The 24,533-nt window shown below is 62.7% G+C and carries 21 protein-coding genes; 7 read left to right on the forward strand and 14 right to left on the reverse strand.

What is annotated here, in order from left to right:
* Nucleotides 1–20 precede the first annotated feature (20 nt).
* Nucleotides 21–530 carry a GNAT family N-acetyltransferase gene (locus AC6H4Z_RS01780; RefSeq protein ID WP_497545016.1) on the reverse strand — a complete coding sequence of 170 codons (510 nt, stop codon included), beginning with the start codon at nt 528–530 and terminating at the stop codon, nt 21–23.
* 50 nt (nt 531–580) lie between these two features.
* On the opposite strand from AC6H4Z_RS01780, the gene AC6H4Z_RS01785 reads away from it, so the two are divergent.
* Nucleotides 581–2,647 (forward strand): pyrroloquinoline quinone-dependent dehydrogenase, encoded by a 2,067-nt coding sequence (locus tag AC6H4Z_RS01785; protein WP_497545017.1) that lies wholly within the window; start codon nt 581–583, stop codon nt 2,645–2,647.
* A gap of 12 nt (nt 2,648–2,659) precedes the next feature.
* Here the strand turns inward: AC6H4Z_RS01785 and AC6H4Z_RS01790 are convergent, their stop codons facing one another.
* Nucleotides 2,660–3,244, reverse strand: coding sequence for an SRPBCC family protein (locus AC6H4Z_RS01790; protein ID WP_497545018.1), 585 nt, complete (start codon nt 3,242–3,244; stop codon nt 2,660–2,662).
* A 137-nt stretch (nt 3,245–3,381) separates the two neighbouring features.
* On the opposite strand from AC6H4Z_RS01790, the gene AC6H4Z_RS01795 reads away from it, so the two are divergent.
* Entirely contained in the window at nt 3,382–4,689 is a 1,308-nt protein-coding gene (locus tag AC6H4Z_RS01795) for a lasso peptide biosynthesis B2 protein (protein ID WP_497545019.1), read from the forward strand.
* 16 nt (nt 4,690–4,705) lie between these two features.
* On the opposite strand, the gene AC6H4Z_RS01800 is transcribed toward AC6H4Z_RS01795, so the two are convergent.
* From AC6H4Z_RS01800 to AC6H4Z_RS01810, 3 genes are read right to left on the reverse strand one after another with little or no spacing between them, the layout of a single operon-like run.
* Nucleotides 4,706–5,626, reverse strand: a complete 921-nt coding sequence (locus tag AC6H4Z_RS01800; protein WP_497545020.1) for a hypothetical protein — start codon at nt 5,624–5,626, stop codon at nt 4,706–4,708.
* A 12-nt stretch (nt 5,627–5,638) separates the two neighbouring features.
* Entirely contained in the window at nt 5,639–5,905 is a 267-nt protein-coding gene (locus AC6H4Z_RS01805) for a PqqD family protein (RefSeq protein ID WP_497545021.1), read from the reverse strand.
* Entirely contained in the window at nt 5,905–6,096 is a 192-nt protein-coding gene (locus tag AC6H4Z_RS01810; RefSeq protein WP_497545022.1) for a hypothetical protein, read from the reverse strand. The genes AC6H4Z_RS01805 and AC6H4Z_RS01810 overlap by 1 nt, the downstream gene beginning before the upstream one ends.
* Before the next feature lie 119 nt (nt 6,097–6,215).
* On the opposite strand from AC6H4Z_RS01810, the gene AC6H4Z_RS01815 reads away from it, so the two are divergent.
* From AC6H4Z_RS01815 to AC6H4Z_RS01825, 3 genes are all read left to right on the forward strand, one after another.
* Nucleotides 6,216–7,160: a SphA family protein gene (locus tag AC6H4Z_RS01815; protein WP_497545023.1), complete on the forward strand. Its 945-nt coding sequence runs from the start codon at nt 6,216–6,218 to the stop codon at nt 7,158–7,160.
* A 53-nt stretch (nt 7,161–7,213) separates the two neighbouring features.
* The gene (locus AC6H4Z_RS01820) at nt 7,214–7,438 is read left to right on the forward strand and encodes a hypothetical protein (RefSeq protein WP_497545024.1); all 225 of its coding nucleotides are present in this window, start codon (nt 7,214–7,216) and stop codon (nt 7,436–7,438) included.
* Between the two features lie 96 nt (nt 7,439–7,534).
* Nucleotides 7,535–9,961: an ABC transporter permease gene (locus AC6H4Z_RS01825; RefSeq protein ID WP_497545025.1), complete on the forward strand. Its 2,427-nt coding sequence runs from the start codon at nt 7,535–7,537 to the stop codon at nt 9,959–9,961.
* Nucleotides 9,962–9,976: 15 nt separating this feature from the next.
* On the opposite strand, the gene AC6H4Z_RS01830 is transcribed toward AC6H4Z_RS01825, so the two are convergent.
* The 4 genes from AC6H4Z_RS01830 to AC6H4Z_RS01845 all read right to left on the reverse strand — a co-directional run bounded on the left by AC6H4Z_RS01830 (nt 9,977) and on the right by AC6H4Z_RS01845 (nt 14,569).
* Entirely contained in the window at nt 9,977–10,714 is a 738-nt protein-coding gene (locus AC6H4Z_RS01830) for a Type 1 glutamine amidotransferase-like domain-containing protein (RefSeq protein ID WP_497545026.1), read from the reverse strand.
* On the reverse strand, nt 10,711–11,109 hold the full coding sequence (locus tag AC6H4Z_RS01835; protein WP_497545027.1) for a hypothetical protein: 399 nt from the start codon (nt 11,107–11,109) through the stop codon (nt 10,711–10,713). Before AC6H4Z_RS01835 ends, AC6H4Z_RS01830 begins: the two co-directional genes overlap by 4 nt.
* Nucleotides 11,110–11,125: 16 nt before the next feature.
* Nucleotides 11,126–13,069: a leucine-rich repeat domain-containing protein gene (locus tag AC6H4Z_RS01840; RefSeq protein WP_497545028.1), complete on the reverse strand. Its 1,944-nt coding sequence runs from the start codon at nt 13,067–13,069 to the stop codon at nt 11,126–11,128.
* A 177-nt stretch (nt 13,070–13,246) separates the two neighbouring features.
* A complete protein-coding gene (locus tag AC6H4Z_RS01845; RefSeq protein ID WP_497545029.1) occupies nt 13,247–14,569 on the reverse strand; it encodes a serine hydrolase domain-containing protein in 1,323 nt (440 codons plus the stop codon).
* 214 nt (nt 14,570–14,783) lie between these two features.
* Here AC6H4Z_RS01845 and AC6H4Z_RS01850 point away from each other — a divergent pair, with 214 nt between their 5' ends.
* Nucleotides 14,784–17,342 (forward strand): DUF5916 domain-containing protein, encoded by a 2,559-nt coding sequence (locus AC6H4Z_RS01850; protein ID WP_497545030.1) that lies wholly within the window; start codon nt 14,784–14,786, stop codon nt 17,340–17,342.
* Here AC6H4Z_RS01850 and AC6H4Z_RS01855 read toward each other — a convergent pair whose 3' ends face one another.
* The 4 genes from AC6H4Z_RS01855 to AC6H4Z_RS01870 form a co-directional block, all read right to left on the reverse strand.
* Nucleotides 17,343–18,308: a hypothetical protein gene (locus AC6H4Z_RS01855; protein ID WP_497545031.1), complete on the reverse strand. Its 966-nt coding sequence runs from the start codon at nt 18,306–18,308 to the stop codon at nt 17,343–17,345.
* A 55-nt stretch (nt 18,309–18,363) separates the two neighbouring features.
* The gene (locus AC6H4Z_RS01860; RefSeq protein ID WP_497545032.1) at nt 18,364–18,828 is read right to left on the reverse strand and encodes a COG3650 family protein; all 465 of its coding nucleotides are present in this window, start codon (nt 18,826–18,828) and stop codon (nt 18,364–18,366) included.
* 100 nt (nt 18,829–18,928) lie between these two features.
* Nucleotides 18,929–21,622, reverse strand: a complete 2,694-nt coding sequence (locus AC6H4Z_RS01865; RefSeq protein ID WP_497545033.1) for an ABC transporter permease — start codon at nt 21,620–21,622, stop codon at nt 18,929–18,931.
* Nucleotides 21,619–21,975 carry a PadR family transcriptional regulator gene (locus tag AC6H4Z_RS01870; protein WP_497545034.1) on the reverse strand — a complete coding sequence of 119 codons (357 nt, stop codon included), beginning with the start codon at nt 21,973–21,975 and terminating at the stop codon, nt 21,619–21,621. Before AC6H4Z_RS01870 ends, AC6H4Z_RS01865 begins: the two co-directional genes overlap by 4 nt.
* Before the next feature lie 160 nt (nt 21,976–22,135).
* Here AC6H4Z_RS01870 and AC6H4Z_RS01875 point away from each other — a divergent pair, with 160 nt between their 5' ends.
* On the forward strand, nt 22,136–23,905 hold the full coding sequence (locus tag AC6H4Z_RS01875) for a mechanosensitive ion channel domain-containing protein (RefSeq protein WP_497545035.1): 1,770 nt from the start codon (nt 22,136–22,138) through the stop codon (nt 23,903–23,905).
* 21 nt (nt 23,906–23,926) lie between these two features.
* Here the strand turns inward: AC6H4Z_RS01875 and AC6H4Z_RS01880 are convergent, their stop codons facing one another.
* A complete protein-coding gene (locus AC6H4Z_RS01880; RefSeq protein WP_497545036.1) occupies nt 23,927–24,520 on the reverse strand; it encodes a GNAT family N-acetyltransferase in 594 nt (197 codons plus the stop codon).
* Nucleotides 24,521–24,533: the final 13 nt, after the last annotated feature.

Genomic DNA, 24,533 nt, shown 5'->3' on the forward strand with positions numbered 1-24,533 from the left:
TCTAGCGCCAGAGGCCGATTCTACGCGGCAGGATAGCGATAAATTTCCGCCCGCCCGCCATAGAAATCGACGGTATCGGCAAGCATTGCACCGAGCTTCCTGGCCACCTTCACCGAGCCACTATTCCCGATGCGGATCACGCTGATGATGTCGCGCTGCTTCAGTTGTGTGCGCGCGTAGTTCAGCGCCGCCGCCGCGCCCTCGCTCGCATAGCCCTTTCCCCACGCGCTACGAGCGAGCGTGTAGCCGATCTCGAAACCCGGCCACCCCTCGGGCTCGAAGCATCCGATGCGGCCCAGGAACGCGCCTGACGATTTTTCTTCGACGGCCCAGATGCCGAAGCCTCGCAGCTCCCAGTGGCCGATGAACATGGCGAGCTGTCGCCAGGCTTCCCAGCGAGCAAGCGCTCGCCCGTCGGCAAGAAAGCGTGCGACCTCGGGATCCGCCATCATCTCGGCGTAGGCTTCGAAGTCGCTGGTGCGCAAGCTGCGAAGCAGCAGGCGGTCGGTCTGAATTTCCGGGACGTTCACTGGAGCCTCTTTGGATGGCGGTGCCGTCGGGACGCAGGTAGTTTCGCGGAATGAGACACCGGCTTCCAGTCCTGCTTTGCGCACTCCCGATCGTAGCGCAGGCACAGCGCGGTACCGTCGATTGGCCCGTCTATGGCGGCAACACCGATCATACGCACTACTCGACGCTCGCGCAGATCACTCCGGCGAATGTGTCGCGACTCAAAGTCGCGTGGACGTTCGAGACGCATGACGAGTTTCAGGGCTCGGAGATGCAGGCCAATCCGATCGTCGTCGATGGCATTCTCTACGCGACCACGCCAAAGCTTCGTGTGATCGCGCTGGATGCAACGACGGGCAAGGAGCTTTGGAGCTTCGACGCGAACGGCGGTCGCCCGCCGACATCGCGCTTCAGGCATCGAGGCGTCGTCGTTGCGGGCGATCGCGTGCTGTTCACGTATCGCAACAAGCTCTGGGCGCTCGATCGGAAAACGGGGAAGCCGATCTCATCGTTCGGCGTCGACGGCGCCGTGGATCTGCGCGAAGGACTTGGAAGGCCAGCCGAGCAACTGTCGGTGAGCGCGAGTACGCCGGGTGTTGTCTTTGAGGATATGCTCATCATCGGAAGCACGGTGAGCGAAACGCTGCCCGGATCGCCCGGCGACATCCGTGCGTACGATCTCAAAACGGGCGCGCTGCGTTGGAGCTTTCACACGATTCCGCACCCGGGAGAGTTTGGCTACGAGACGTGGCCGCCAGACTCGTACAAGGTGAATGGTGGTGCGAATGCCTGGGCGGGTGTAACGATCGATCCCAAACGCGCCATCGTCTTCGCGGCGACGGGATCTGCGTCGTTCGATTTCTACGGTTCGAATCGGATCGGCGACAATCTCTTCGCCAATACAGTCCTCGCGCTCGATGCGCGCACGGGCAAACGCATCTGGCATTTCCAGGGCGTGAAGCACGACCTTTGGGATCGTGATTTTCCCGCGGCGCCAGCGTTGGTCACCGTCAAGCGCGACGGCCGATCAGTCGACGCCGTCGCACAGATCACGAAGACGGGCCATGTCTATGTTTTCGAACGCGAGACCGGGAAGCCGCTGTTTCCAATCGAGTATCGCGCAGTCCCCTCGTCGCGGCTCGATGGGGAACGCGCGGCGACGACACAGCCCTTTCCGGTGAGCCCGCCGCCGGTCGCGCGCCAAGCGCTGACGGAGGACATGATCACGAACCGCACACCGGCTGCTCATGCGGCAGCGCTCGAGACATTTCGAAAGTACAAAACCAATGGGATGTTCGACCCGCCGAATCTCGACGGGACGATTCTCTTTCCCGGTGTCGACGGCGGCGGTGAGTGGGGAGGACCAGCCTTTGATCCAGCGACTGGTCTATTATACGTAAACTCTAACGAAATGCCCTGGCTGCTCAAGATGGTGCCGCGCAGCGACAAATCTGCGTACGCCGCGAATTGCGCGAGCTGCCACGGCGACGACTTGAAAGGCTCATCGGTGATGCCGTCGCTCGTCGACATCGGTGCGAAACGAACGCGCGAGCAGCTCTCACAGGTCATTCGTCAGGGGACAGGCCGCATGCCCGGCTTTGCCGCCGTGTTCGACAACGGCGCCGTGAATGACATGGTGAACTTCCTGCTCACCGGTCGCGACGTCGCGTCGACCGCCGCCGAAAATCCGAACTACCTCAAGTATCGAAGCACGGGCTTCGACATCTTTCTCGATCCCGACGGCTACCCCGCCATCACGCCTCCGTGGGGAACGCTCAACGCCATCGACCTGAACAAGGGCGAGATTCGGTGGACGATTCCCTTCGGCGAATACCCGAAGTTGGCGGCGCAGGGCATCACGAATACCGGCACCGACAACTACGGTGGCGCAATCGTCACGGAAAACGGCCTGCTGTTCATTGGCGCGACGACGTACGACAACAAGTTCCACGTCTACGACAAAGCGACTGGGAAGCTTCTCTGGGAGGCGACGCTGCCTGCTGCCGGCAACGCGACGCCATCCACCTATATGGTCAACGGTACGCAGTACGTGGTCATCGCCTGCGGTGGCGGCAAGAACGGCGCTCTGTCAGGCGGTACGTACGTCGCATTTGCGCTGCCCGCCGAGCGCCACTGAGCTCGGTGTGACCTAGGGCATTCCGACGTGCGCCGCGATTCTGCGCAATTGAGCGCGCCACTGGGCTCGCGCGGCGCCGAGTCGTAGCCCGTCCGCAGCGCGTAGTGTCGCGGCCCCCATTCGTCTCGTCGTGTCGGCGTTGATGGGCGTCGGAAAAATTCGGAACGTCGAGACGACTACCGTCGAGTCGCCGGCGGCCGCGAGTGAATCGTGGCGAGCGAGCGCCACGCGTGGGATCCCGCTCGGACTGTACTCGATCCCGTCCACGCTCAGGCTCGTTGGGGGCGTGATTTCTCGCACGACCCAGACCTGCCGCTGCCGCTTGCTCGAATCGCCCGGCGCGCCAGGCGTGGAGACGCGAATCGTATCACCCACGCCAACGACACCGTGACCAATCGGCGTTAGCTCGGCGCCGACAGGCAGCCATGCCGCGATGGAGTCGCGATCCGTGAGCAACGCAAAGACGTGCTCGGGCGAGCCCTGCACTGACAGCACGACGTTATCTCCCGCCTTCGAGAGCTTCCGATAGCCGAGGTAGCACGTTCCCATCATCGCGACAATCAGGAACACCATGGTGGCGGCGATCCACTTCCACATCGTTCACGCTCGTTCGATCCGAGACGAACAACATACTGCCTCACGTCCGCACCGCGCACGATGGCAGTTGCGAGCAACGCTTCGACGGTCACATCCGCACGGCGCCAGCGGTGCGCCGCATGCATCGCAAAATCGACATGCCCACTACGACCCCCACGCTCTCCACTTGGCTGCTCGGGCACGGCCAGCCGCCGCCGGTCGAAGTGCTTCGTAAGACACGACTCGCGGCGTATGGCTACACCGCGCTGCCCCGCACCAATCCCGCTCGCTCGTCGCTGCGGCCTGACTACATCGCGACGCTTGGACGACATCAGCGCATCAAGCGAGAAATCGTTCCACTCTTTCGTGCCTGGCGCGATGCCGGCATCGACGTACTGCTGTTCAAGGGCTTCCACCTCGCCGAATTCGTCTATCCACTTCCGGGTGCGCGCTTCCACGGCGACGTCGACGTGCTCGTACCTCGCGACCGCGAGCTGCACGCGTCGCGCATCGCACGATCGCTTGGTTGGCACGAAGCGACCGCGCAAACAGTGGGACCATCGCATTCGCACAATGCGTTCAGTCTGGTTCGCGCGAAAGGAACCACGATGATCGATGTGCACCGCGACATCATTCACGTTCGACTTCCCTGGAACGGAGTGCAGCGCCGTATCACCGATGCGGTGTGGAAAGAATCACGAGCGCGTTGGTGGGAGGGGCTCGACATCCTCGAGATGTGTCCCGTCGACATGCTCCTCGTGGGTGTCGTACTGCAGCGCTGTTGGAGCGGCGACGGTTGGCAGTTGAAGCCGCACGACGTGATCGACTATCGCCATATTGCCTCGCGCTACGACCTCGACGCAGACGCGCTGCACGAGCGGGCGAAACAGCTCGGGTGCGAACGGACGCTCGGCATCTTCCTGTCGCGCTGCGACCCGCAGTCGAGCCGGCTCGACCTGACGCGACCTCGCGCGGCCCGACGCTGGCGATGGAACGCGGCGGCGTTTCCCGAACGCGGACTGCTCGGCGCGCCAGAACTCACCGTCGCTCGGCTGTGTGGAGCGCCGTCAGGTGCCCGCGCGGCCCTCGCGATGGTGCCAGGCGTTCTGCGCGTGCACCTCGCGCTGCGCGTGCATAGTGATCTACGAACGCTGCTTCGTGCGATGACTCCTCGCGTGACGTCGGCTCCGCCAACGATGGGGCGCGCCGATGTCGTTGCGGCAGTGCGATGGGCGATTCGTCTCGTCGGCACGTGGCGTCACGGCCCGTGTGTCCTGCTCGCACTCTCTCTATACGTGAAATTGCGCGAGGCAGGCTGGCCCGTGGATTTCGTCAGCGGAATTCGTCGTGACGCGGACGGGACTGTCGGTCACGCGTGGGTCGAGCACGAGGGCGTGGCGTTGCCCGAGCTCTATGAAGCGGACAAGTGCGCCACGTTCGCCGAGAACTTCCGCTTTCCGGGTTAGCGCATCGTAACGCCGATCAGAGTACGATCGGCGTCCGCCCCAAAACCAGTTGACCAATGTCGAGGTGCCGGAGGAGTACCGGCACTTCTCGCGTGAAGCGGCGCCGCGTGCGATCGCAGAGCGGAACCCCGGCGCTCTCCCAGAGTGCGCGAACCGCGCTACGGGGATCGAGTTCATCGACCATCGAATCACGCCCGGCGTCGCGTTTGAGCTCCATGATTCGCTCGAGTGTCGCAGACGCGGGTCGCGTCGGCGCGCCAGTGAGTCGGCCGAATTCGATGTACTGCTTATTGCGCTCGCGACGCCAGCCGTTCGCTGGAACAACACTACGAACGCGAGCGAGGCCCGCGTCGGTCAGGTGAACGCCGCGATCCCATCCGTAAACGCGGCGCGTGAGCGGATTGAGCCAGGCAAAATCCTCGGCGAGTGGTGCCCACCCGCGCGCTATCATCGACACGAGTGTGCTGGTCTTTCCAACACCACTGCGACCGACAAACGCCACAGCGATTCCGTCGCGCACGACGACCGCGGCGTGCAACGGCACGAGTCCGGTTGCTCGTAAGGCTTCGCAGAGAGCGATGTGAAGCGCAGTGAGAAGGTCGGGCGGCATGTCGTCCATGCGATCGAACCAAAGATCGATACGTGCTCGATCGTCAGTCAGGTCGAGCCGAACGGCGCCGCTGCTCATGCGGGCGAACCAGGCGCGCTCGGCGACGCGAATCCAGTTGAGCGTCATACCATCGACCGTCGATGTCTGCGCGATGCCCGCGGCCGCCTGGAGCGTACGCGGAGTATGCGCGTGGGCGATCACATCAATCGCGAACCGGTTCGACACAACGGCTGTGTGACGAAATTCCCAATTTGCGCGCAGCCAGGACTCGAGATGCGCACTCAGGCCCAGCGCGCGACATGGGCGACCGAGAATGGGGAACTGCATCGTCGTGCTTTCCTAACTCACGTCATCCTCGCACCAGACCAGCCCAGCGCCCTGAAGCGCGGCAATCAACGAGTGCACATCGGTCAGCGCTTGCGCGCGCGAGATGTCGAACTCGGAAAGCAGCACGTTTGCGAGTTCGTCGGGCGTTCGCGCCGGCAGTGCGAACCAGATCTGCCGAGCGCTCGTATTCAGCGCGTACATCTCGCCGTTGCGCGGATCGAGCAAGACCATCTCGTGTTCGAGGTCGGTGGCAATCACGTCCGTCGACGCGTGATACATCAGAGGACCTCCCCCGCGTTCCCGTCCCACGGCGATTGGTGATTCATCGTGATCGGAACGGTCTGCTGCAGCGTTAGAGCGCTCCAGCTACCGAGATACTCGAGCACCGGCGCGGCGTACGCTGTACGCCGTTTGTGCTTGATGATGGACTGTCTCTCACTCGTCTTCGTCGTGCTGCGATCGCTAGGCATGTGAGATCTCGGTTGGCGCAGAGATAGGGGAGTGAATTAGCCGACGCGCACGTCGCGGGGGCATTGGCCCTTCGACGCACGACGTTCGCGCGCACTTGTTGCGTGGTCCCGCGCCGTACATGTCACGCGCACTTCGGATCGCTGTCGCATCGAGCATCGCACTTCTCTGCGCTCGCTCCGGTCAATCACAACAGCTCGGCAACAAACTGCTTGGGAGCGTCGGAATCGACGCAGGGGTGCAGCCGGCGCCCGGTCTGTACCTGATCGATCAAAGCATGCGCTACCGGGCGACGACGCTTCGCGACCGTAACGGTCAACGCGTTCCAATCGACGGCCTGACTATCGATGCGAAAGGCAACGCGCTCGGCGTTGGGTACACGCTCGTCACGTCGCATGCGCAGTACTTCAGCGTTGCGATCGGCGTTCCTGTGGCCAAAATCGACATCAGTAGCGACGAGCCAGCCGCATCACTGAACGGATACGGTTTTGGCGATCTCTTCGTGCAGCCGCTCAAAGTCGGTTGGCGCGAAGGTCGGTTCGACATCGTCACCTCGTACATGCTCTACGTGCCCACCGGCAAGTTCGAGCCTCGCAAAGGAGGCGTAGGACACGGCTATTGGACACACGAGTTCTCCGCTGGAGGCGCGATGTACTTCGATTCGACGCGAGCCAGTCGTGCATCCGTACTCGCTAGCTATGACCGCAACACACGCTCGCGCGACATCGAACTGCATCGCGGCAACATGTTTCAGTTGCAGGGTGGTGCTGGCCTTGGCGTGGCGAAGATTGCCGTTGTAGGCGTCGCCGGATTCGCGCTGTGGCAAGTGACGCGCGACCGCGGCGCGGACATCCCGCCCCAACTCCGCGGTCAATGGTCGCGTGTATTTGGACTCGGTCCCGAAGTCGGTCTTCTGATTCCGAAGCTTCGGATGCACGCCGATGTGCGCTTCGAACACGAGTTCGGTGTCACGTCGCGGCCCCAAGGCCGTGTGTTGTCCATTAGCCTCGCCTATATGCTGTCGCATCCCGCCAAGCCGCCTGGTGATCCCCGTCACACGCGTTAACGGCTCCGCTTGCTCGGCGTCGAATGGGTGACAACATCACCTTCGAGGGGATCATGAAAACGCTTCTGTTGGGGCTTGGAATCGCCGGGTCGCTCGCCTTCACGCCGGCCGTCATCGAACCGCATCCGCACATTCGCGCGTCCATCGTCGAACTTCAGTCGGCGAAGCACGAACTGCAGACAGCCGCGCATGATTTCGGCGGCCATCGCGTCGAAGCCATTCGCGCTATCGACGGTGCACTCAAGCAACTACGCTTGGCGCAACAGTTCGACAAGTAGCCTTCGGCGGCCGGGTAGGGCCGCGGAAACCGACGTGCGACCGCGACCGTAGGTTGCGAATCCTCTCGGTTCCCGACGGCCCCCACCCGGATCCGCATGCTTCACTGGAACGACGTTCGTTACGCGCTTCGAATTCTTCGTCGGAGCCCGCTGTTCACCGGCCTCACCGTCGCGGTCCTCGGTGGCGGACTCGGACTCTCGATCTTCACGTTCTCGTTCCTATATACGGCGGTCGTCAAACCGCTGCCGCTCGCCGGCGGCGATCGCATCGTGCGGATTGCACAGTCGGTCAGCGGATCGTCGAGTTCATTCGACGCGGCCGACGTTGCGGCCATGCGACCGTCGATTACGACACTGAGCACGATTGGCGCGTTTACATCGCGCGGCCTCGTCATTGGCGACGAGCGACATCAGCGCGTGCTCGACGCCACGATGACCGAAGCAAACCTCTTCGACATCACGCGAACGCGCGCGCTGCTCGGCCGAACGCTTCGCGTGGATGACCAGGCGCCCGGCGCCGAGCCGGTGATCGTGCTCAGCCACCGCGTGTGGCGCGCCGTGTTTGCCAGCGACAGCGCGATCGTTGATCGTATCGTGACGTTGAACGGAACGCGCACGCGCGTCGTTGGCGTCATGCCAGAACATTTCGAGTTTCCCGTTGCGTCCGACGCGTGGGTGCCAATCCCCGCGGCAACATTGACGTCGACGACTCCGGGCATCGAGGCGCTCGATCTCTATGCGCGACTCAAGGACGGCGCGACGATAGAACAAGCAGAAACGCAGCTCAGCGGCTTGTTGGATCGCGCAATCAAAACCCGTAACACATCGACCATCACTGCTTCGACTCAGCGAGTAGCCGTCACGGTCCGATCCTTTCCCGTCGCGCAAATTGGCGACGAAGCTCCTTTGGTGCTCGGCGTCTTGAATCTCATCGCGTCGCTCATCCTCCTGCTGGCGTGCATCAACGTCGTCAATCTGCTCCTCGCCCGAGCCAACGAGCGCGCGCAGGAAACGGCAGTGCGTCTCGCACTCGGCGCGTCACGTGGTCGACTCATGATGCAAAGCATGTGGGAGAGTGTCTTGCTCTGCACTATGGGCGGTGCTGTGGCGATGGGTATGGCCGCTTGGGGGCTCGACGCGATCAATCGCTGGGCGCAGGACAAGCTTCAAGGCAATCTCGCCTTTTGGTGGGTGTGGAAGTTCGATCGACCGGCGCTGTTCGCGGCTTGTGCGTTCGTGACGCTCGCTATGGTGGTGCTCGGCGCCGTTGTTTCATCGCGCGTTGCCGGAACTGAGTTCAACGCCGTGCTTCGCGATGGCGGTGCACGCGCCGGGAGCCGGCGAGAAGGTCGTGTCGCGCGAATGCTTGTAATCACCCAAGTGTTCACCGTCGCAGTCTTGATGTTCTTCGGCGTGATGTCGAGCATCGTCGCGTATCGGGTGGCGAACGTCGACGTTGGCTACGACACACACAATCTTCTCAGCGCCACGCTCGAGCCACGCGCCGATCGATATTCGTCGGACGCTGCCCGAGGCACGTTCTACCAGGCGGTGGCAAACGGCGTCGCCGAGAACAGCGCGATGACGGGCGTGCTGCTTCGATCACCGATTGCTGCGATCGACAACGAAGTTGGCGCGTTTGAAGTCAACGGTGGTCAGAGTGCGTTCACGACGGCAAGTCCGCGCGCATTCGTTCAGGCTATGCTAGGGCCGATCGAAGTTCTCGGAATGACTGTCCGCGCCGGACGCGCGCTCGCTGCGAGCGACGACGAACGCTCTGCGCGTGTCGCGGTCGTCAGCGCCGCGCTTGCCGCAAAGAGGTGGCCGGGAGTGTCGCCGGTCGGTCAATCGATCCGACTCGCGTCCGACGGACCGAACGCGGCACCGCGTCAGGTGGTCGGTATCGTGAGTGATGTATTGATGGGCAGTCCCTTTGCGCGCAACCGAAGCAATCAGGCGATCTACATCCCGCTGCGTCAGGCATCGGTGGCTCGTGCAGACATTCTGTTCAAGCATCGCGGCGCCGCCGTTGCGGCGCAGGCGGGCTTGTATCAGACGTTGTCCGTCGTCGACCCACGTCTCGCGCCACCCTACGTCTCGACCTTCGCGGAGATTCTCGCGAAGACGACGTTGATCGCGAAGTCGGTCACTCAGCTCTTTGCGCTCTGCTTTGGCTTCGCCCTTCTGCTGGCCGTGAGCGGCACATATGGATTGATGGCTCGGTCGATCGGTCAGCGAACTCGCGAAGTTGGTATTCGCCGCGCGCTTGGTGCGACGGATGGCAGCGTCGCGCGACTACTCGTCGGGCAGGGCGGTCGCCAGCTCGGCATTGGCGTGGCGCTCGCGTTGCCGTTCATGCTCGTCGTCGGCGTCGGCTTCTCGATGTACTTCCCGATCGGAACTCTCGTGTCAATCGGGGCCGCGACACTCGTATCGTCCGCGATCGTTGGCGTCGTGCTCGCGGCGACGTATCTCCCCACTCGCCGTGTCCTGCGCGTCACTCTTCGCGACGCACTTCGGTAGGCAACCCGGCGGGTGCTATCGACGATCGCGGGCGCCCAGGTACTCGGTGGGCAGCTCGCGCTCGACGACGGTCGAGCCGGAGATAGCCACGTGATACGCTTTCGCGGCCGGTCGCGAACTCACCACTCGGTGGAGTTTTCGGCCGATGAAATGGAGCGCGGCGCCGTCGTCCGCCGCATACCCTGCGGCAATCGTCTTTCGCTGTACCAGACGGTGGTACGCGGGTCGACGCGCGACCTCACCATCGTAGTGCGGACAGTGGCTGCCGCGCAGCCAGCCCAGGGCGTGCACCGGCTGCAGCGTGGGGCCAAACGAGTCGCTCACGCCCGATTCGAACCAGCACAGTGAGCCGGCGCTAAGGCCGGACATCACGGCCCCGTTTCTCCAGGCGCGCTTGAGCATTCTATCGATCCCCCATTCACGCCAGAGGACGAGCAGATTGCGTGTGCTGCCGCCGCCGACGTAAAAGATGTCTTGACGGGCGACGAGAGCAGCGACGTCGGGTGGCGGCGTCTGAAAGAGCATCAGGTGCGTCGGCTCACATCGCTGTTGGCTGAACGCCGTATAAAACTTCTCTACATATCCAGCAGCATCGCCGCTCGCAGTGCCGAGAAAGCAGATTCGCGGCTTGGAGCTTCCGGCTTGGCCAAGGATGTAGTCATCGAGCAGCCTATTCTCTGGCTCCATGGAGAAGCCGCCGCCGCCCATGGCGATGATCTGGCCCGTCTTGTTTGTGCGCGACGACGTGGTCATGACTCCACCCGTTCTTTGCGCCGCTCCAAGCCGCGCGCGACGACGTACGCGATCAGCAGAAAAACGAACACGACGAGCAGCAGCCATGCGACGGCTTGGAGCGTCCCGATCACGGTCCGATACACCTCGAGCGTCCATCGATCCGCGTTGAGAACGAGGGGATTCTCTTTCGGATCACGCGGAATGATGTACTGCTCGAGGGAATAGACTCTCACGCCGCCGGAGATTCCGACGACGTACAGCGCGAACATGAGATACCGATGCCACGCGCCGGCGAGATCAGGGGCGACGATGCGCTCGAGGATTCGCTGGAGCGAGGTACTGAACATCTTCGCGGTCGCAAACGAAACCAGAAGTGCGACCACGAAGGTGACGACGAGCAGAGTGAGGAACATGTGCGTGTGTGGGCTGCTATCTCGTTGGTGTTGGTGAATACCGAACGTGCACGCGCGCCGGAAAGGCAGACACCACGTCCGCTGTCACATTGGACATCCCGCCAAGTATCACTTCGCGTAGCTGCGGCAGCCAGGCAAGCGTCGCAATGCCGGCATTGGTGAGTCCAGCGCATGCCGAGAACTCGACGTTCTCGAGCGACACGGTGCGGCTGAGGAGCTCCGGGGTGCGGTCAGTGGTTTTCGTATAGCTTGCGAAGTACTTCTTCAGGTTCGGCAGCGTCGCGATGTGCTCGGTCGCGCCGTCGCCTGTCTCCCGGCAATACATGAGCGTGAGTACCTCGAGGCCGAGGCACTGCGCAATGAATCTGTAGCCGGCGTCGGGAACGTCCATCGGCATCAGTTCGCGTAGTGTAGGGAAGCTTGGCAATGCTGCCAAACCAGTGTCGTCGACGTTGAGGCAGCTCACGCCCAGGGTGCGCAGCTTCGGCATGTTCGCCAGTGCGGCGAATCCGCGCGATCTCAGATTATGGCAGCGACGCCCCCAGATGTTCTCGATCGATTGCGAGCGGCTGAGTGCCACGAACCCATCGTCGCCAGACACCGTGTCCTGAATCATCAGGAATCGGAGTTTCTTCATCGCAGCGATGAATGGCATTGCTGCGTCCGTGGCATCGAACGCGAGCGAGGCGAGGTTCGGCAGATCGACGAGAGGCGCGAGGCCATCGGCTGTGATCGCGAGCGCGCTGTCATCGACATTGAGAGCATATAGGCCGTCGAGCCCCGCAAGTTCCGCCAGGCCGCCGTTTGTAAACTGGCCGCGAAGCAGGAGTGAGTTTGGCTCCGGCTGATAGAGACTGCTGGCGACCTGTTCGTCGCCGCCGCGCCAGCTTTGAAAGACTGGAAAGTCGCGAAAGAGCGACATCCCGGTGTTCGTGAGTTGAACGCCGCTCTTGAAGTGACGTAGGTGCTCCTTGCCGACGAGCGCTTTCACCGCGCCATCGCCGGTGCGTGTGTGCATGAGGTTCACGCGCTCGAGCCACGGGCACGCTGCGAGAGTGGCGATGCCCGCGTCGGTCACACCGGTCCAAGACAACGAAATCGATCGCAGCTCTGGCAATTCGCTAAGCACGGCGACGCCACGATCGGAAATGCGGCAATTACTCAGATCCAGATGTTGCAGCCGGCGTAGGCGCGCGAGATGGCGCAGACCATCATCGGTGAGTTCCGCGGAGCCGTTGAGATCGAGTGACGTCAAGTGGCCGAGGTGTGACAGCCGCTCGAGCAGTTCATCGGTCATCTGACCAGACGCGTCGAGGCCCGCGGTCTCCCTCTCGCGCAGAAGCCCGACGGCGGCGCTCCAATCGCGTGTGTGAATGGACCGGTGCTTTTTGCCGCTCACATCGGCAGAGAACACGGTCACTTGTCGCGCGACGATCATCTCGCCATTCGCACGTGAGTCGACCAGTTCGACGAGCGCGTCCCACGTGGGAAAGTCGTGCGCTCTCGCTGTGAGCAAACGCGCATCGTCAATCGTGATGTCAGGCGCCGTTCCGTCGTGGCTCGGACGCTTGCCCAGATCGAGCTGCACGTATGTGCGCATTCCCTCCCACGAGCGCATGTGCCCGAAGGTGTTCCACACGCTGCGCATCGCGGCGTCATTGCCTGTGCGATACGCGTCGACGAGATCCGTCGCCATCTTTTCGAAACGTTCGATAGTCAGCGTTTGGCGGGATCGCTCGGCGGTCAGCGCTTCTCGCAGCGCATTCCAGCCGGCGAATCCGCGCTCGCGTGCGAGTGCCAACTGCACATGGCGCAGCGACGGCTCCGCTGGCACGTCTGTCAGGGCTCGTTCGAGCCGGTTGCGGGCTTCTTCGACTCCGTCGTGGAGTGCTTTGAGCCAGCGCTTCGCCTCCCTCTTCGCATTCTCGAGGGCGGACGTGGGCGTGGGACGCCTGGACATGACCATTCTCCCGTGTCGCCTGGAGTCCGCTGAATGCAGGCCGGAAGAAGGTTCGAGATACTGCGGATTTCGAACCGAATTGGGTGGGAGTAATCCTCCCTTGCCGCGGACAGGTGGCGCCCCAATGGCGCGCTGCGTGAGGAATAACGCAGCCACGCCAATCGTGTCAAGCGCGACTCATGGCTTCGCGGTTGCGCCCGCCGGTTGATACGGGCCGTACACGGCGTCGCGAAATCCCCGATGCAATCCGACCTTGTCGAAGGGCATCAGCTGCACGAATAGCACGGCCACGAGTTGGTTCGCCGGATCGACCCAGAACAGCGTGCTCGCCGCGCCATCCCAGAAGAACTCGCCGACAACGCCATGATTCTCGTCAGGCGACGACGTTGGCCGCGTTCGCACAGCGAAGTCGATCCCAAATCCAACCTGACCCTTGCTCGGCAGCCATGAGCGTTCTGTGATGCTGTCCGACAGGTGGCTCGTTGCCATCAGCTTCACGGTCGCCGGCTCGAGCACGCGCACACCGTCCAGCGTTCCGCCGGCGAGCAACATCCGCGCAAAGCGCATGTAGTCGTCGAGCGTCGACGTCAGGCCGTAGCTGCCGGGCGTCAACGCCCAGTGATTCGTGTTGAACACCCACGCCGACGCATACGGAACCTGCGAGAGCACACCCGCATCGCTCCGCTGGTACATCGCCGCGAAGCGCCCACGATCGCTCTCCGGCAGGAAGTACCGCGTCTCATTCATTCGGAGCGGGCCGAGCACATGCTGCTGGACGTAGTCGCCGTACTTCTGTCCCGATAGCCGCTCGACGAGAAAGGCCTGCACGTCGACCGACGGGCCGTATTCCCACTTCTCGCCCGGATGAAACCAGAGCGGCACCGTGCCGAGCTTCTGCGCCATCTGCGCGAGCGTATTCGTTTGATTCATCGGATCCGCCGCGCGGAGCAACGGCCCGACGCCCGGATTGTCGCCCCCCGTCGCGAAGCCCGCGGTGTGGCGCGTGATGTCACGGATCGTGATCGGCCGGTGCGGCTTCTCGAGCTTCGGGTTACCCGACGCGTCCGCGCCGGCATACACCATCATGTTCGCGAACTCGGGCGCGTACTTCGACAGCGGATCGTCGAGCGCGAACTTGCCCTGCTCGTATAGCGTCATCAGCGCCACGCCGGTGATCGGCTTGGTCATCGAGAAGATCTGCACGATCGCGTCTCGCGTCATGCGATGGCCCGCCGTTCGGTCGGCCATCCCGAATGCGCCGAAGTAGGCTTCGTCGCCCTTTTCGTAAACCAACGCTGAAACGCCAGCAACCTTGCCGGACTCGGCGAACGATCGAAGCGTCGAGTCGAGGCGCAGTTTTGCCGCGGCCGTGATGACGCGGCCACGATCGCCCTGTGGGCTTACCTGGCTCCCAGCAACCGGCACTCCGGGTCGCACGACCGCGGCGAGCACGACCATGATCGCGATCGAAAATCCGCGTCGTCCATTCACGCGAAGCATCTGACCTCCTCGGGATGTCATTTCAATCCGCCGGTTCATCACGCTTCAGGGCCGCTCCACCATCGCGCGCCTTCCTAGGCGGCGTCCGCTCACAACTTCCGGCCGCGGCGCGCGATGTCAAGCCAACGTAACGAGCGAAAATCTGTATGCTGAATTTCCAACCTTTCCTGAAATCGCAGTGTCCAACCGGCCGACACTGACCGGATGCCCCCCAATGCTGCCCGTCGTAGCGCTGCTCCTCGCCGCGCATTTGCCGCCTCAGGAAACCACACCGCCCGTCGCTCACACGCCGAGCGTCGTCGTCGCTGCCAGTGCGATTGCTGCTCGCGCGACCAGAGCGCCCGTGATCGACGGTCGCGACGACGACGAGATCTGGCTGACCGCCAAACGCATCACAGACTTCAAGCAGTTCCAGCCGCGCATTGATGCCGATCCGTCATTCCGCACGGAATTTCGCGTCGCCTACGACGATAAGAACCTCTATGTGTTCACGCGGATGTTCGATCCGCATCCCGACAGCATCATGCACGCGCTCACTCGGCGCGACGTGCGCGGCTCGTCGGATCAGATCAAGCTGCTCATCGACTCGTACAACGACCGGCGCAGTGGCTTCGAGTTCGCCGTGAACCCCGATGGCGTGAAGCGCGATTTCTCGATGAGTAACGACGGCAACGAGGACGACTCGTGGGACGGCGTTTGGGATGTCGCGACGCGCGTCGATTCCGCCGGTTGGACGGCCGAGTTTCGAATTCCGCTTTCGCAGCTCCGATACGCGAAATCCGAATCGAACACCTTCGGCTTTGGTGTGTGGCGCGACATCGAGCGACTCAATGAGCGCGAAGCGTGGCCGGCTTACTCGCCAACGCGTAGCGGCCTGACGTCGCAGCTTGGTGTGCTCACCGGACTCACCGGCATTACCGCTGGCCGACGCGTCGAGATGACGCCCTACGTCGTCACCAAGAATGTCGAGCGCACGTTGGCGAACTCGCGATACGCACGCGATCAACAAATCACCGGCGGCGGTGACATCAAGCTCGGCATTACGCCGAATATCACGCTGAGCGCGACGGTGAATCCCGACTTCGGCCAGGTCGAAGCCGATCCATCGGTCGTCAACCTCACCGCGTTCGAAACATTCTTCGCCGAGCATCGGCCGTTCTTCGTCGAAGGTACGGGACTGTATCAGTTCCAGCTGAATTGCTACATCGTCGTTGACTGTAGCACGAACGAAGGTCTGTTCTATTCGCGGAGAATCGGCCGGTCGCCATCATTGCGCGACGATTACGGTGACTCGGGAACGCCGAGTGCGACGCCAATTGCGGCAGCAACGAAACTCACCGGGCGCACGGCGAATGGAATGTCGTTCGGCGTGCTGGATGCCGTGACCGAGCGCGTTGGTGGGGTGAACGGTGCAACGGTGGAACCGCTCACGAACTATGGCGTGCTCCGCGCGCAGCAAGATCTGCGTGGGGGCGAAGCGGGCATCAGTGTCATCGCGACCGCGGTCAACCGTTCACTCGACGACCTCACGGCGCAGTTCCTCCATCGAGGTGCCTACACGACGGGGGCGACGTTCCGCAATCGCTTCGCGGGCGGAAAGTACGAACTTGCCGGACAGTTCGCCGGTTCGTACGTCACGGGAACGCCGGCAGCGCTGCTGCTCACGCAGACAAGCTCCGTTCACTATTTCCAGCAGCCGCAAGGCGACTCACAGGTCGACTCGACGCGCACGTCGCTCGGCGGACATTCCGAGCAGATCAAGTTTGGCAAGTACGGCGGTGGCATCACGCGCTTTGAAACGAGTCTGCTGCGACAGTCCGCCGGGTTCGAAGTGAATGACCTCGGCTACCTACGACGCGCGGACATTGTCGACTGGAGCACGTGGGGCGCGATGTCATTCAGAAATGCTCGTGGCATCTACAACTGGGCACAGCTGAACGGCAATCACTGGGAGCAATGGAACACGTCGGGCACGCGTCTCGAGAACGCCTTCAACTTCAACGGACATCTGGGTCTCAAGACGAACTGGGACATTCACATGGGCAACACCTTCGCGCACATCACGCCGACCTACTGCGATCGATGCACGCGCGGTGGGCCGCTGCTGCGACAGTCGCGCGCGTTCTACCCGTGGGGCGGATTCAACTCCGACAGTCGCAAGCCGGTGTCGTTCGGGATGTGGACGAATCTGTGGTTTGCCGATGAGGGCAGCTCGCATGGCGCGTCGTTCAGTCCGTACGTGAACTTCCGCCTGTCGTCGCGTCTCTCGATCAACGTCGGCCCGAACTACTCGCGCGATCACAACGATTCGCAGTGGTTCGGCAATTTCACGGACAGCGCCACGACGAGAGTGCACTATAGCTTCGCACACCTAGAGCAGCGCACCGTGTCGATGGGCGCGCGGACAACGTACACCGTCACGCCGACGCTCACGTTCGAGTTCTACGGTCAACCGTTCGTATCGACGGGTGAGTATTCCAACATTCGCGAGGCGAGCAATCCGACGGCCAGCAGCTATGCGGCGCGCTTTCAGCCGTACGCTCCTCCGGCCGGACAGGACATGTCGTTCAAGTACACGCAACTTCGCACGAACTCAGTGGTCCGCTGGGAATTCCGACCGGGCTCTACGCTCTTCGTGGTGTGGGCACACGGTCGCGATGGCTCTGGTACGGAAAACATGAATCAGTCCTGGTCGCAGGACTATCGCGACCTGTTCAGCCTGCACCCGGACAACACGTTCCTGGTGAAGTTCGCATACTGGCTGAATCGCTAGCTACATGTGATGGTGCGCGGCCGTGCCGATTGCCTGATTCAACTCGAGATCGAACCGAGCTTTGATTTCAGGCGTCGGCGCGAGTCGGCGATACTCGTCGGCGAGGGCGGTCCATTCGTCGAGAATCCTCTTGTGGGCCGCCTGGCCTTTCGCCGCGTCGTTCTTTCGCTCGGCGTCGCGTAGCTGCGATACGAGCGAGCGCAACGCGGCGCGGTGCGCGTCGAGTGTATTCTTGACTCCGTCGCGCGCAACGAATGCCGTGATATGGTGCGCCGCGACGAGGCGCGCGCCGTAGCTCTCGCCGATCGCGACCGCGAACAACCGCTCGTCCTGCATCGCGTGATTCGGGACCTTCAAACCAGTCGCGATGTAGGGCAGCGCAGGATTGTCGTGCGCGAACGGTCCATCCGGATTGGGCACGGTCCAGGTGTGGACCATCGCAATCTGCGTTGGCGACGCTTTGCCTCCGCGTTCCTTGCAGTCGTCTGGCCCATCAGCCAGCACGTTCCCCTCGCCTTGCACGCCGCGACAGAAGATGTGGCTGTGCCACTCGGCTGTCGTTCCGGCGAGCGTGGTCGGCAGTTCGGCGTTTGCCGCTTCTCGTTGCGAGTAGGCGACACCAATCGGGATGAGCGAATCGCCGACGGGGAGGTACATCATGAAGTTCGGCTGCGTCAGCTGTACCGGCGAGTTCGCCATGAACCGTCCGATCTGCAGCCAGTGCTGTCCCTGAAATGGCGTTAGATCCTTCGACCCGCCACGAAGGCCGATGACGATGTACCCGGCTCTCTGCAGAGCAATGGTATCTCGCAGCGGCGTGATGGCGCTCGTCGCCGTCGATACGATTGACGCTACGGTTTCCTGTGCGGCGACCGCGCTGGCTGATCCGAGGCCAATTCCCGCGATGGCTAGGAGTTCAGCAGACCTGCGACGTAACGGGCGGGACGAAACGAAAGCGAGGGGCATGACACGGGATGGTCGGAGTAGGCCCTATTTTACCCCAAAAACATCGAACCGGTACCTAGTCGATGATGACCCGTGCCGCTCGCGCCTGCGTAGGCGTGGCCCTTTCAGCCATCGACGGATTCGTCGGATAACCCTCGCCGTCGAACTGCAATAGCACGTCGCCCTTCTCCTTCGTTCGGACGATCAGTGTTCGCCAGCCATTCGACTTGAGCGACGAGAGGCGAATCGGTTCGCTCGTCACCGTCGCGGCCGATACGAACTCCAGTCCGGCTGTGGTCCCATGAAAAATGAGCAGACTACAACCGCCCGACCCACACCAGTCCGGACCAGTAAGGAGGACCACCGCGTCAGAGTGGTGGTCGTCGTCGAGATCAACCAGCGCCTGGCGAAACGCCGGCATGCTGTAGCTGCCTCGCGTGGCAATCCACGCCTCGACCGCCGCCGCCACGCTCGTGGCAGACTGGGCGGCAACAAACGTAGGGCAGAGGAGGAGCAATGAAACGAACAGCGAGCGTCGCATGTTGGGTCAGGAAGTGACCAAGCGACCGACGGGAGAGCCGGCCGACTGCACGTTGTACGCCGTCGTCGGCTCCAAAGATCCGAGAAAGAATTAAAGAGTTCTATTCAGATCGCAAGGCCGTCATGGGATCAAATGACGCCGCGCGCCGCGCCGGGAGATACGTGGCCACCAGCGCGATGACGATCAGCAGGAGAGACATCGCCACAAAAGTCATGAGGTCGAGCGCGCTGACGTCGAATAGGAACTTTGCAATCACGCGCGTGGCGCCCGCCGCGAGCACAATGCCGAGCACGACACCGGCAAGCACGAGTCTGGCGCCTTCGCGAATCACTAACCCCAGCACGTCGGATCGCTGGGCTCCCAGTGCGATTCGGACACCCATCTCACGCGTCCGTCGGTTCACCGAGTACGCGATCACGCCGTAGAGCCCAAGCGTCGCCAACAGCAGTCCTACGCCGCCGAGCACGCCGGTGACGATCACCGCAATGCGTTGTGGCAACACGGCGATCCCGCTCGCCTGCTCGAGCGACATCATTGGTGGAACCGGCACGGCGACGTCGACCGCTCGCATGGCGTCGCGAAAACCGCGCGCCAATTGAGCACGATCCGTCGCCGACTTGATCAACAAAGTCTGATTCGACTGCCAATGCTGATCCAACGGCGAAAACACCATGGGCGGCGTCAGCTCGTCGAAACTCGCGTACTTCGCATCGCGGGCGACGCCCACGACGGTCGCGATCGTCTTGCCGAGGACCAACGTCTTGCCCACGGCGTTCCCATCGGTCGCCAATCGCTTGGCCAATGTTTCGTTGATCACCACGACGGCGAGCGCCCGCGCATCGTCCGTCGTTGCGAAACCACGACCCGCCACAAGCGGCATACGAAGCGCGCTGAAATACTCGCTGCCCACGTTGTCCGTCGAAGCAAGAAGTCGCTCGCCACTCGCCAGCGTGATGCTGTCGTTCATGCTGCGCGTCGTCAGCGGCGCGAAGCTGGCAAACGTTGCGTCTGTTACGCCCGGCAATGCCGCGACTCGCTCGCGCAGGTCATGATAGAAGCGCCGAGCCTTGACCTCGTCGAATCCGTATGTCCGCGTGTCGAACGACACGATGGAAATTCCCGACCGATCGAAGCCAGGATCGACTCGCGAACCGATGTCGACGGCGCGAAAGAACAGCCCCGCGGCGACGAGCAGTACGAGCGACAGAGCCAATTGACCGACGATGAGCGTGTTTCCCGTCCAACTCTTTCGCGTTCCCGATCCCGCCGCACCGTCACGCAGCCGCGCAGACACATCGTCGCGCGACGCACGGACGGCAGGCGCCAATCCAAACACCAGCCCGGTGGCCAGGGAAATCAATAGCGAGAACGCCATCACTCGCAGATCGGGCGACATGTCCGGCGGCACAATCACATCAGCGGGCAGCGTCACCTTCGTTGCGAGACGCGTCGCGATGAACGCAAATCCGATAGCGCCCGCGGCGCCGATGCCAAACAGCAGAAGGATTTCCGTCAGCAGCTGAGCCACCAGACGCGACCGACTCGCGCCAAGCGCAGCACGTAACGCCATCTCACGCCGGCGCGCTACGGCGCGCGCCGAGAGCATGGCCGCAACATTGACGCTCGCAATGAACAGGACGAAGCCGGCCGCAACGAGCAGAATCGTCATGAAGCCGAGGAACTGCACACGCGCATCCTCCGGAACGGCGCGCAGCATCGCGACTCGCACGCCGTTCAATCGACTCGCTCGGCTACCGGCCGGCGCTTGCAGAGCCTCCGTTGCCATGATGGTCGTGAGTTCCGCCTGCGCCGCATTGTTCGACGCTCCATCCTTCAACCGTCCGACCAGGCGAAGCCACTGCGCGGTCGCAATGTTGCGCTCGGGCTGGATCTGACTCTGCATCATCAGCGGAATCCAGCCATCGACCGGAATCAGCGAGATGACGCCGCGGAAACCTGCCGGCGCGACACCGATGAGCGTGTATGGATTTCCATTCACGCTGATTGGCTTTCCGATGACGCTGCTGTCGGCGCCGAGACGCGTTGACCAGAATGCCTGCGAGACGACAACCACAGGATGCGTGTTCGGCGTACTGTCTTCCTCGGGCAGAAAAAAGCGACCCAGCATTGGTCGAACGCCGAGCACCGAGAAGTAGTTGGCCGACGCGTAGTTCCCCGAGACCACGGCACCGCCATCGCGATCCGCCGTCGCTCCCGCCGAGATCGACAGCGCAACTCGGCCCCACGCAGCAAGCCCGCTTAGAGTTCGCGTTTCTTTACGCATTCTCTGATACGTGTCCCACGATCCCGCGATCTCGAGCCGTCCGTTGCGCTGCGAGAACTGCAGCCCTACGAGGCGCGAACCATCCGTGGTACCGGCCAGCGGGCGAAGTACCATCGAGTTCATCGCGCTGAAGATCGTGGCGACTGCACCGGCACCGAGCGAAATCGCCAGCACGGCAACGACGGTGAAGACCGGGCTCTTCCTCAACATTCGCGTCGCGAAGCGCAGGTCGTTCTTCGTATTCTCGAACATGTTGGGGCGTCTCGCGGATTGAGGAGTGTACGCAGCGCGGTGCTCGGCAACGGCAGCCCGCACTAGACCGATCGTGAGCCTCAGTGAGCGCCATGTGACGCGGAGTCGCCCGCCGCCCTCGCGAGACGCTCGAAGCTGATCGGCCAGCACGTCGCGCATGTCGTCGGCATACCGCTGACGAAATTCGCGCGGATAGAGCGCAATCGCGCATCGGCAGAGAAACGGCACCCGCCGCGCACCATGGTCGCGTCGGTTCACGTGGCGAATCTCCGAGCCACCGAACGAACGGCCGGCGATCCAATCAACGCGCGCAGTCGTTCCAGTTCGGCGCCGAGCACCTTCCCGCCAAGTGGCGTGAGTTTGTAGTAGCGCCGTCGCTCGTTTCCGAGGTCGGGTGCCGCTCGGTGTTCGGTCTCGGCCACGAGTCCGTCGTCGGCCAACCGTTTGACGACGCGATACAGGTTCCCCGGGTCGAGCGTCACCAGGCCGCCCGTCCGATCGGCGATTTCCTGGACGAGTCCATACCCGTGGCGCTCCTCGTCGGCCAGCGCGAGCAGCAACTGCAAATCGACGGGCCGCAACGGGAGAAAATTGCGCGGATCAGCGGGCACCACGACCTCGTGTCGGTGTATGGTTAAAATAACTATACGAGGCTAGCCGCCCGGAGTTTCACGCCTCCGAACGACCGCTCCGCGAGGCGATTGGCGTGATCCCCGTCACCCCCTACCCCCGCGGTTGGACGTTCCCTGCGTCACGCGCGATGTTTCGTCTATGCGATTCAAGCAAGACAGTATCGTTCTGCTCCTCGTCGCCGGCCTCATTGCCGTTGGCTATGGCGCCTACCGCACGGGACGCCGCGACCCGACTGCTCCGACTCGAATCGGGCGCCGGGCTCCGGGCGACCGATCCATCGTCGTCGACCAGAGTTCTCTGATCGTCGCCGAACAGTTGGTACGCCTACCAACCACGCCCGACGAACGCATCTCCGCCGAAGACGCCCTCCGACTCGGCGACCAGGAAATGGATCTGGCGTTCGCGCAGGCCGTCCGTCAGGCCGCGAGCCAGAACCGACCGTTGTCGCCAGAGGCGAAAGAGATTGACGCGCAGCTGCAGCAGGCACTTCGCGCGCTGGCATCGGACGAATCGCAGGTAAAGGACCTCACCGCCGCGGTCGCCAAAGCAAGCCCGTCTGCCGCGGAGTCGCTGAACGATCGGCTGAACCTGGCCAAGGCACAGCTCGCGCTCGATCAGGACGAAGCGGACGACGCGCGGCAGGATCTTCGACGAGCCGGCGGTGATCCGCAGGGCCGAATGCAGGAAATGATCGACCAGCACGACGCCGCGTCGCGTAGTTCTGACAGCGTGCACGTCAACATCACCACCGCGCCCGACTCGCGCGGATTGGTTCGACGCGTTCAAGCGCTCCAGGCCCTGTATGGCAAGGAGGCTCAGCTCAAGCTTGCCAAGGCGATGGCTGATTCACTCGCCGACGCATTCAAGAAGCGACATGATCGCATGGAGGCGCGCGCCACACGCATGCGCGACTCGGCGAATGCTCAGCTCAGTCACGATTCGTCGGCAGCGCTGCTTGCAGCGACGCGTCGCAATGCGTTGGCCGAAAAGGCGCGCGCCACACTCGATCAACGCGTCGACAATCAGCATCGGCTATCCGACGTCTACACCGGATGGATTGCGGTCGTCGCGTCGCAAGAGCGAGTGGTGATCAATCACATCCTGATTGGAATTGCCGTCATTCTCGTGATCGTGCTCATCGGACTGCTCATGGCTCGCTGGATTGAGCATGTCGTTGGCGCATCGACCATGGATCGCCGACGCACTCAGACGCTCTACATGGTGACGCGCGTGTCGTTGCAGGTGATTGGTGTGCTGTTCATCCTGCTCGTCATCTTTGGACCGCCCGACAATCTCGGCACATTCCTTGGACTCGCGGGCGCCGGTCTTACCGTGGCGCTCAAGGATTTCATCGTCGGTTTCATCGGTTGGTTCGTGCTCATGGGCAAGAACGGGATTCGCATTGGCGATCTCGTCGAGGTCAACGGCGTGACGGGCGAAGTCGTCGAGCTCGGACTGTTCTATACGGTGCTGCTGGAAACGGGAAGCTGGAACGAGTCGGGACATCCGACCGGTCGGCGTGTCACGTTCACAAACGGCTTTGCCATCGAAGGGCACTACTTCAACTTCTCGACGTCAGGTCAGTGGCTTTGGGACGAAGTGCAAATCGAGGTGCCGGCCGGACAGGATCCGTATCCGATCGTCGACGTCATTCAAAAGGAAGTCGAAGAGGCGACGGCCGACAGCGCACGTCAGGCCGAAGCCGAGTGGAAGGGTTCGCGTCGCTCGCCGCATCTCGCGTCGCTGACAAGTGCGCCGGCAATCAGCCTCAAGCCGGTGGCTGGAGGCGTCGAGATCAGCGCGCGATACATCACGCGCGCGTCGGAACGCAGCGCACTGCGTACTCGCCTGTACCACACTGCGATCGCACAGCTCGGTGGAGCAACGTCGCCTGTAGCGACGCGGTAGTTGCTACGGTCGGGAAAGAACCTACTCGTATCGGCCCAGTCGCAGTTGAAGATGGCGACGAACGTCGGGCCACTCTTGTGCGAGAATGCTGTACATGACCGTATCGCGCACCGTGCCGTCACGCCGGCGCCTGTGATGACGGATGACGCCGTCCTTCTGCGCGCCGAGTCGCTCGATTGCTCGTTGCGAGGCAAAGTTGAAGCGGTCCGTGCGCAACCCAACGACTTTGCAGCCGAGCGTTTCGAAGGCGTGCGTGAGTAGCATGAGCTTGCACGTGGTATTCACGTGGCTTCGCTGCCACTTCTTCGAATACCAGGTATAGCCGATTTCCACGCGATCGATCTCGGCGTCGATGTCGTGATAGCGAGTCGTGCCGATGATCGCGCCGGTGCCGAGCTCTCGTACCACCCAGCCGAGCATGTGACCTGCTCGCTGTCCGGCGAGCGCTTCGTCGACATATGCCGGCATGCCGCCGGGTTCTGGCACCGTCGTGAACCAGAGTTCCCACAGGTTGCCGTCTGACGCGGCCGACTCGAGGTCGCGCGCGTGCGCAGCCTCGAGTGGCTCGAGTCGAATGCCCGGACCTTCGAGTGTGACCGGTTCGAGTGTGATCATTCTTCAACGATGG

It is taken from the genome of Leucogemmata humicola (assembly GCF_055379415.1).

Excerpts from the sequence above, each read along its gene's own strand:
- AC6H4Z_RS01785 (WP_497545017.1), top strand. The coding sequence starts at position 581 with ATGAGACACCGGCTTCCAGTCCTGCTTTGCGCACTCCCGATCGTAGCG.
- AC6H4Z_RS01790 (WP_497545018.1), bottom strand. The coding sequence starts at position 3,244 with ATGTGGAAGTGGATCGCCGCCACCATGGTGTTCCTGATTGTCGCGATG.
- AC6H4Z_RS01795 (WP_497545019.1), top strand. The coding sequence starts at position 3,382 with ATGCCCACTACGACCCCCACGCTCTCCACTTGGCTGCTCGGGCACGGC.
- AC6H4Z_RS01800 (WP_497545020.1), bottom strand. The coding sequence starts at position 5,626 with ATGCAGTTCCCCATTCTCGGTCGCCCATGTCGCGCGCTGGGCCTGAGT.
- AC6H4Z_RS01805 (WP_497545021.1), bottom strand. The coding sequence starts at position 5,905 with ATGTATCACGCGTCGACGGACGTGATTGCCACCGACCTCGAACACGAG.
- AC6H4Z_RS01810 (WP_497545022.1), bottom strand. The coding sequence starts at position 6,096 with ATGCCTAGCGATCGCAGCACGACGAAGACGAGTGAGAGACAGTCCATC.
- AC6H4Z_RS01815 (WP_497545023.1), top strand. The coding sequence starts at position 6,216 with ATGTCACGCGCACTTCGGATCGCTGTCGCATCGAGCATCGCACTTCTC.
- AC6H4Z_RS01820 (WP_497545024.1), top strand. The coding sequence starts at position 7,214 with ATGAAAACGCTTCTGTTGGGGCTTGGAATCGCCGGGTCGCTCGCCTTC.
- AC6H4Z_RS01825 (WP_497545025.1), top strand. The coding sequence starts at position 7,535 with ATGCTTCACTGGAACGACGTTCGTTACGCGCTTCGAATTCTTCGTCGG.
- AC6H4Z_RS01830 (WP_497545026.1), bottom strand. The coding sequence starts at position 10,714 with ATGACCACGTCGTCGCGCACAAACAAGACGGGCCAGATCATCGCCATG.
- AC6H4Z_RS01835 (WP_497545027.1), bottom strand. The coding sequence starts at position 11,109 with ATGTTCCTCACTCTGCTCGTCGTCACCTTCGTGGTCGCACTTCTGGTT.
- AC6H4Z_RS01840 (WP_497545028.1), bottom strand. The coding sequence starts at position 13,069 with ATGTCCAGGCGTCCCACGCCCACGTCCGCCCTCGAGAATGCGAAGAGG.
- AC6H4Z_RS01845 (WP_497545029.1), bottom strand. The coding sequence starts at position 14,569 with ATGCTTCGCGTGAATGGACGACGCGGATTTTCGATCGCGATCATGGTC.
- AC6H4Z_RS01850 (WP_497545030.1), top strand. The coding sequence starts at position 14,784 with ATGCTGCCCGTCGTAGCGCTGCTCCTCGCCGCGCATTTGCCGCCTCAG.
- AC6H4Z_RS01855 (WP_497545031.1), bottom strand. The coding sequence starts at position 18,308 with ATGCCCCTCGCTTTCGTTTCGTCCCGCCCGTTACGTCGCAGGTCTGCT.
- AC6H4Z_RS01860 (WP_497545032.1), bottom strand. The coding sequence starts at position 18,828 with ATGCGACGCTCGCTGTTCGTTTCATTGCTCCTCCTCTGCCCTACGTTT.
- AC6H4Z_RS01875 (WP_497545035.1), top strand. The coding sequence starts at position 22,136 with ATGCGATTCAAGCAAGACAGTATCGTTCTGCTCCTCGTCGCCGGCCTC.
- AC6H4Z_RS01880 (WP_497545036.1), bottom strand. The coding sequence starts at position 24,520 with ATGATCACACTCGAACCGGTCACACTCGAAGGTCCGGGCATTCGACTC.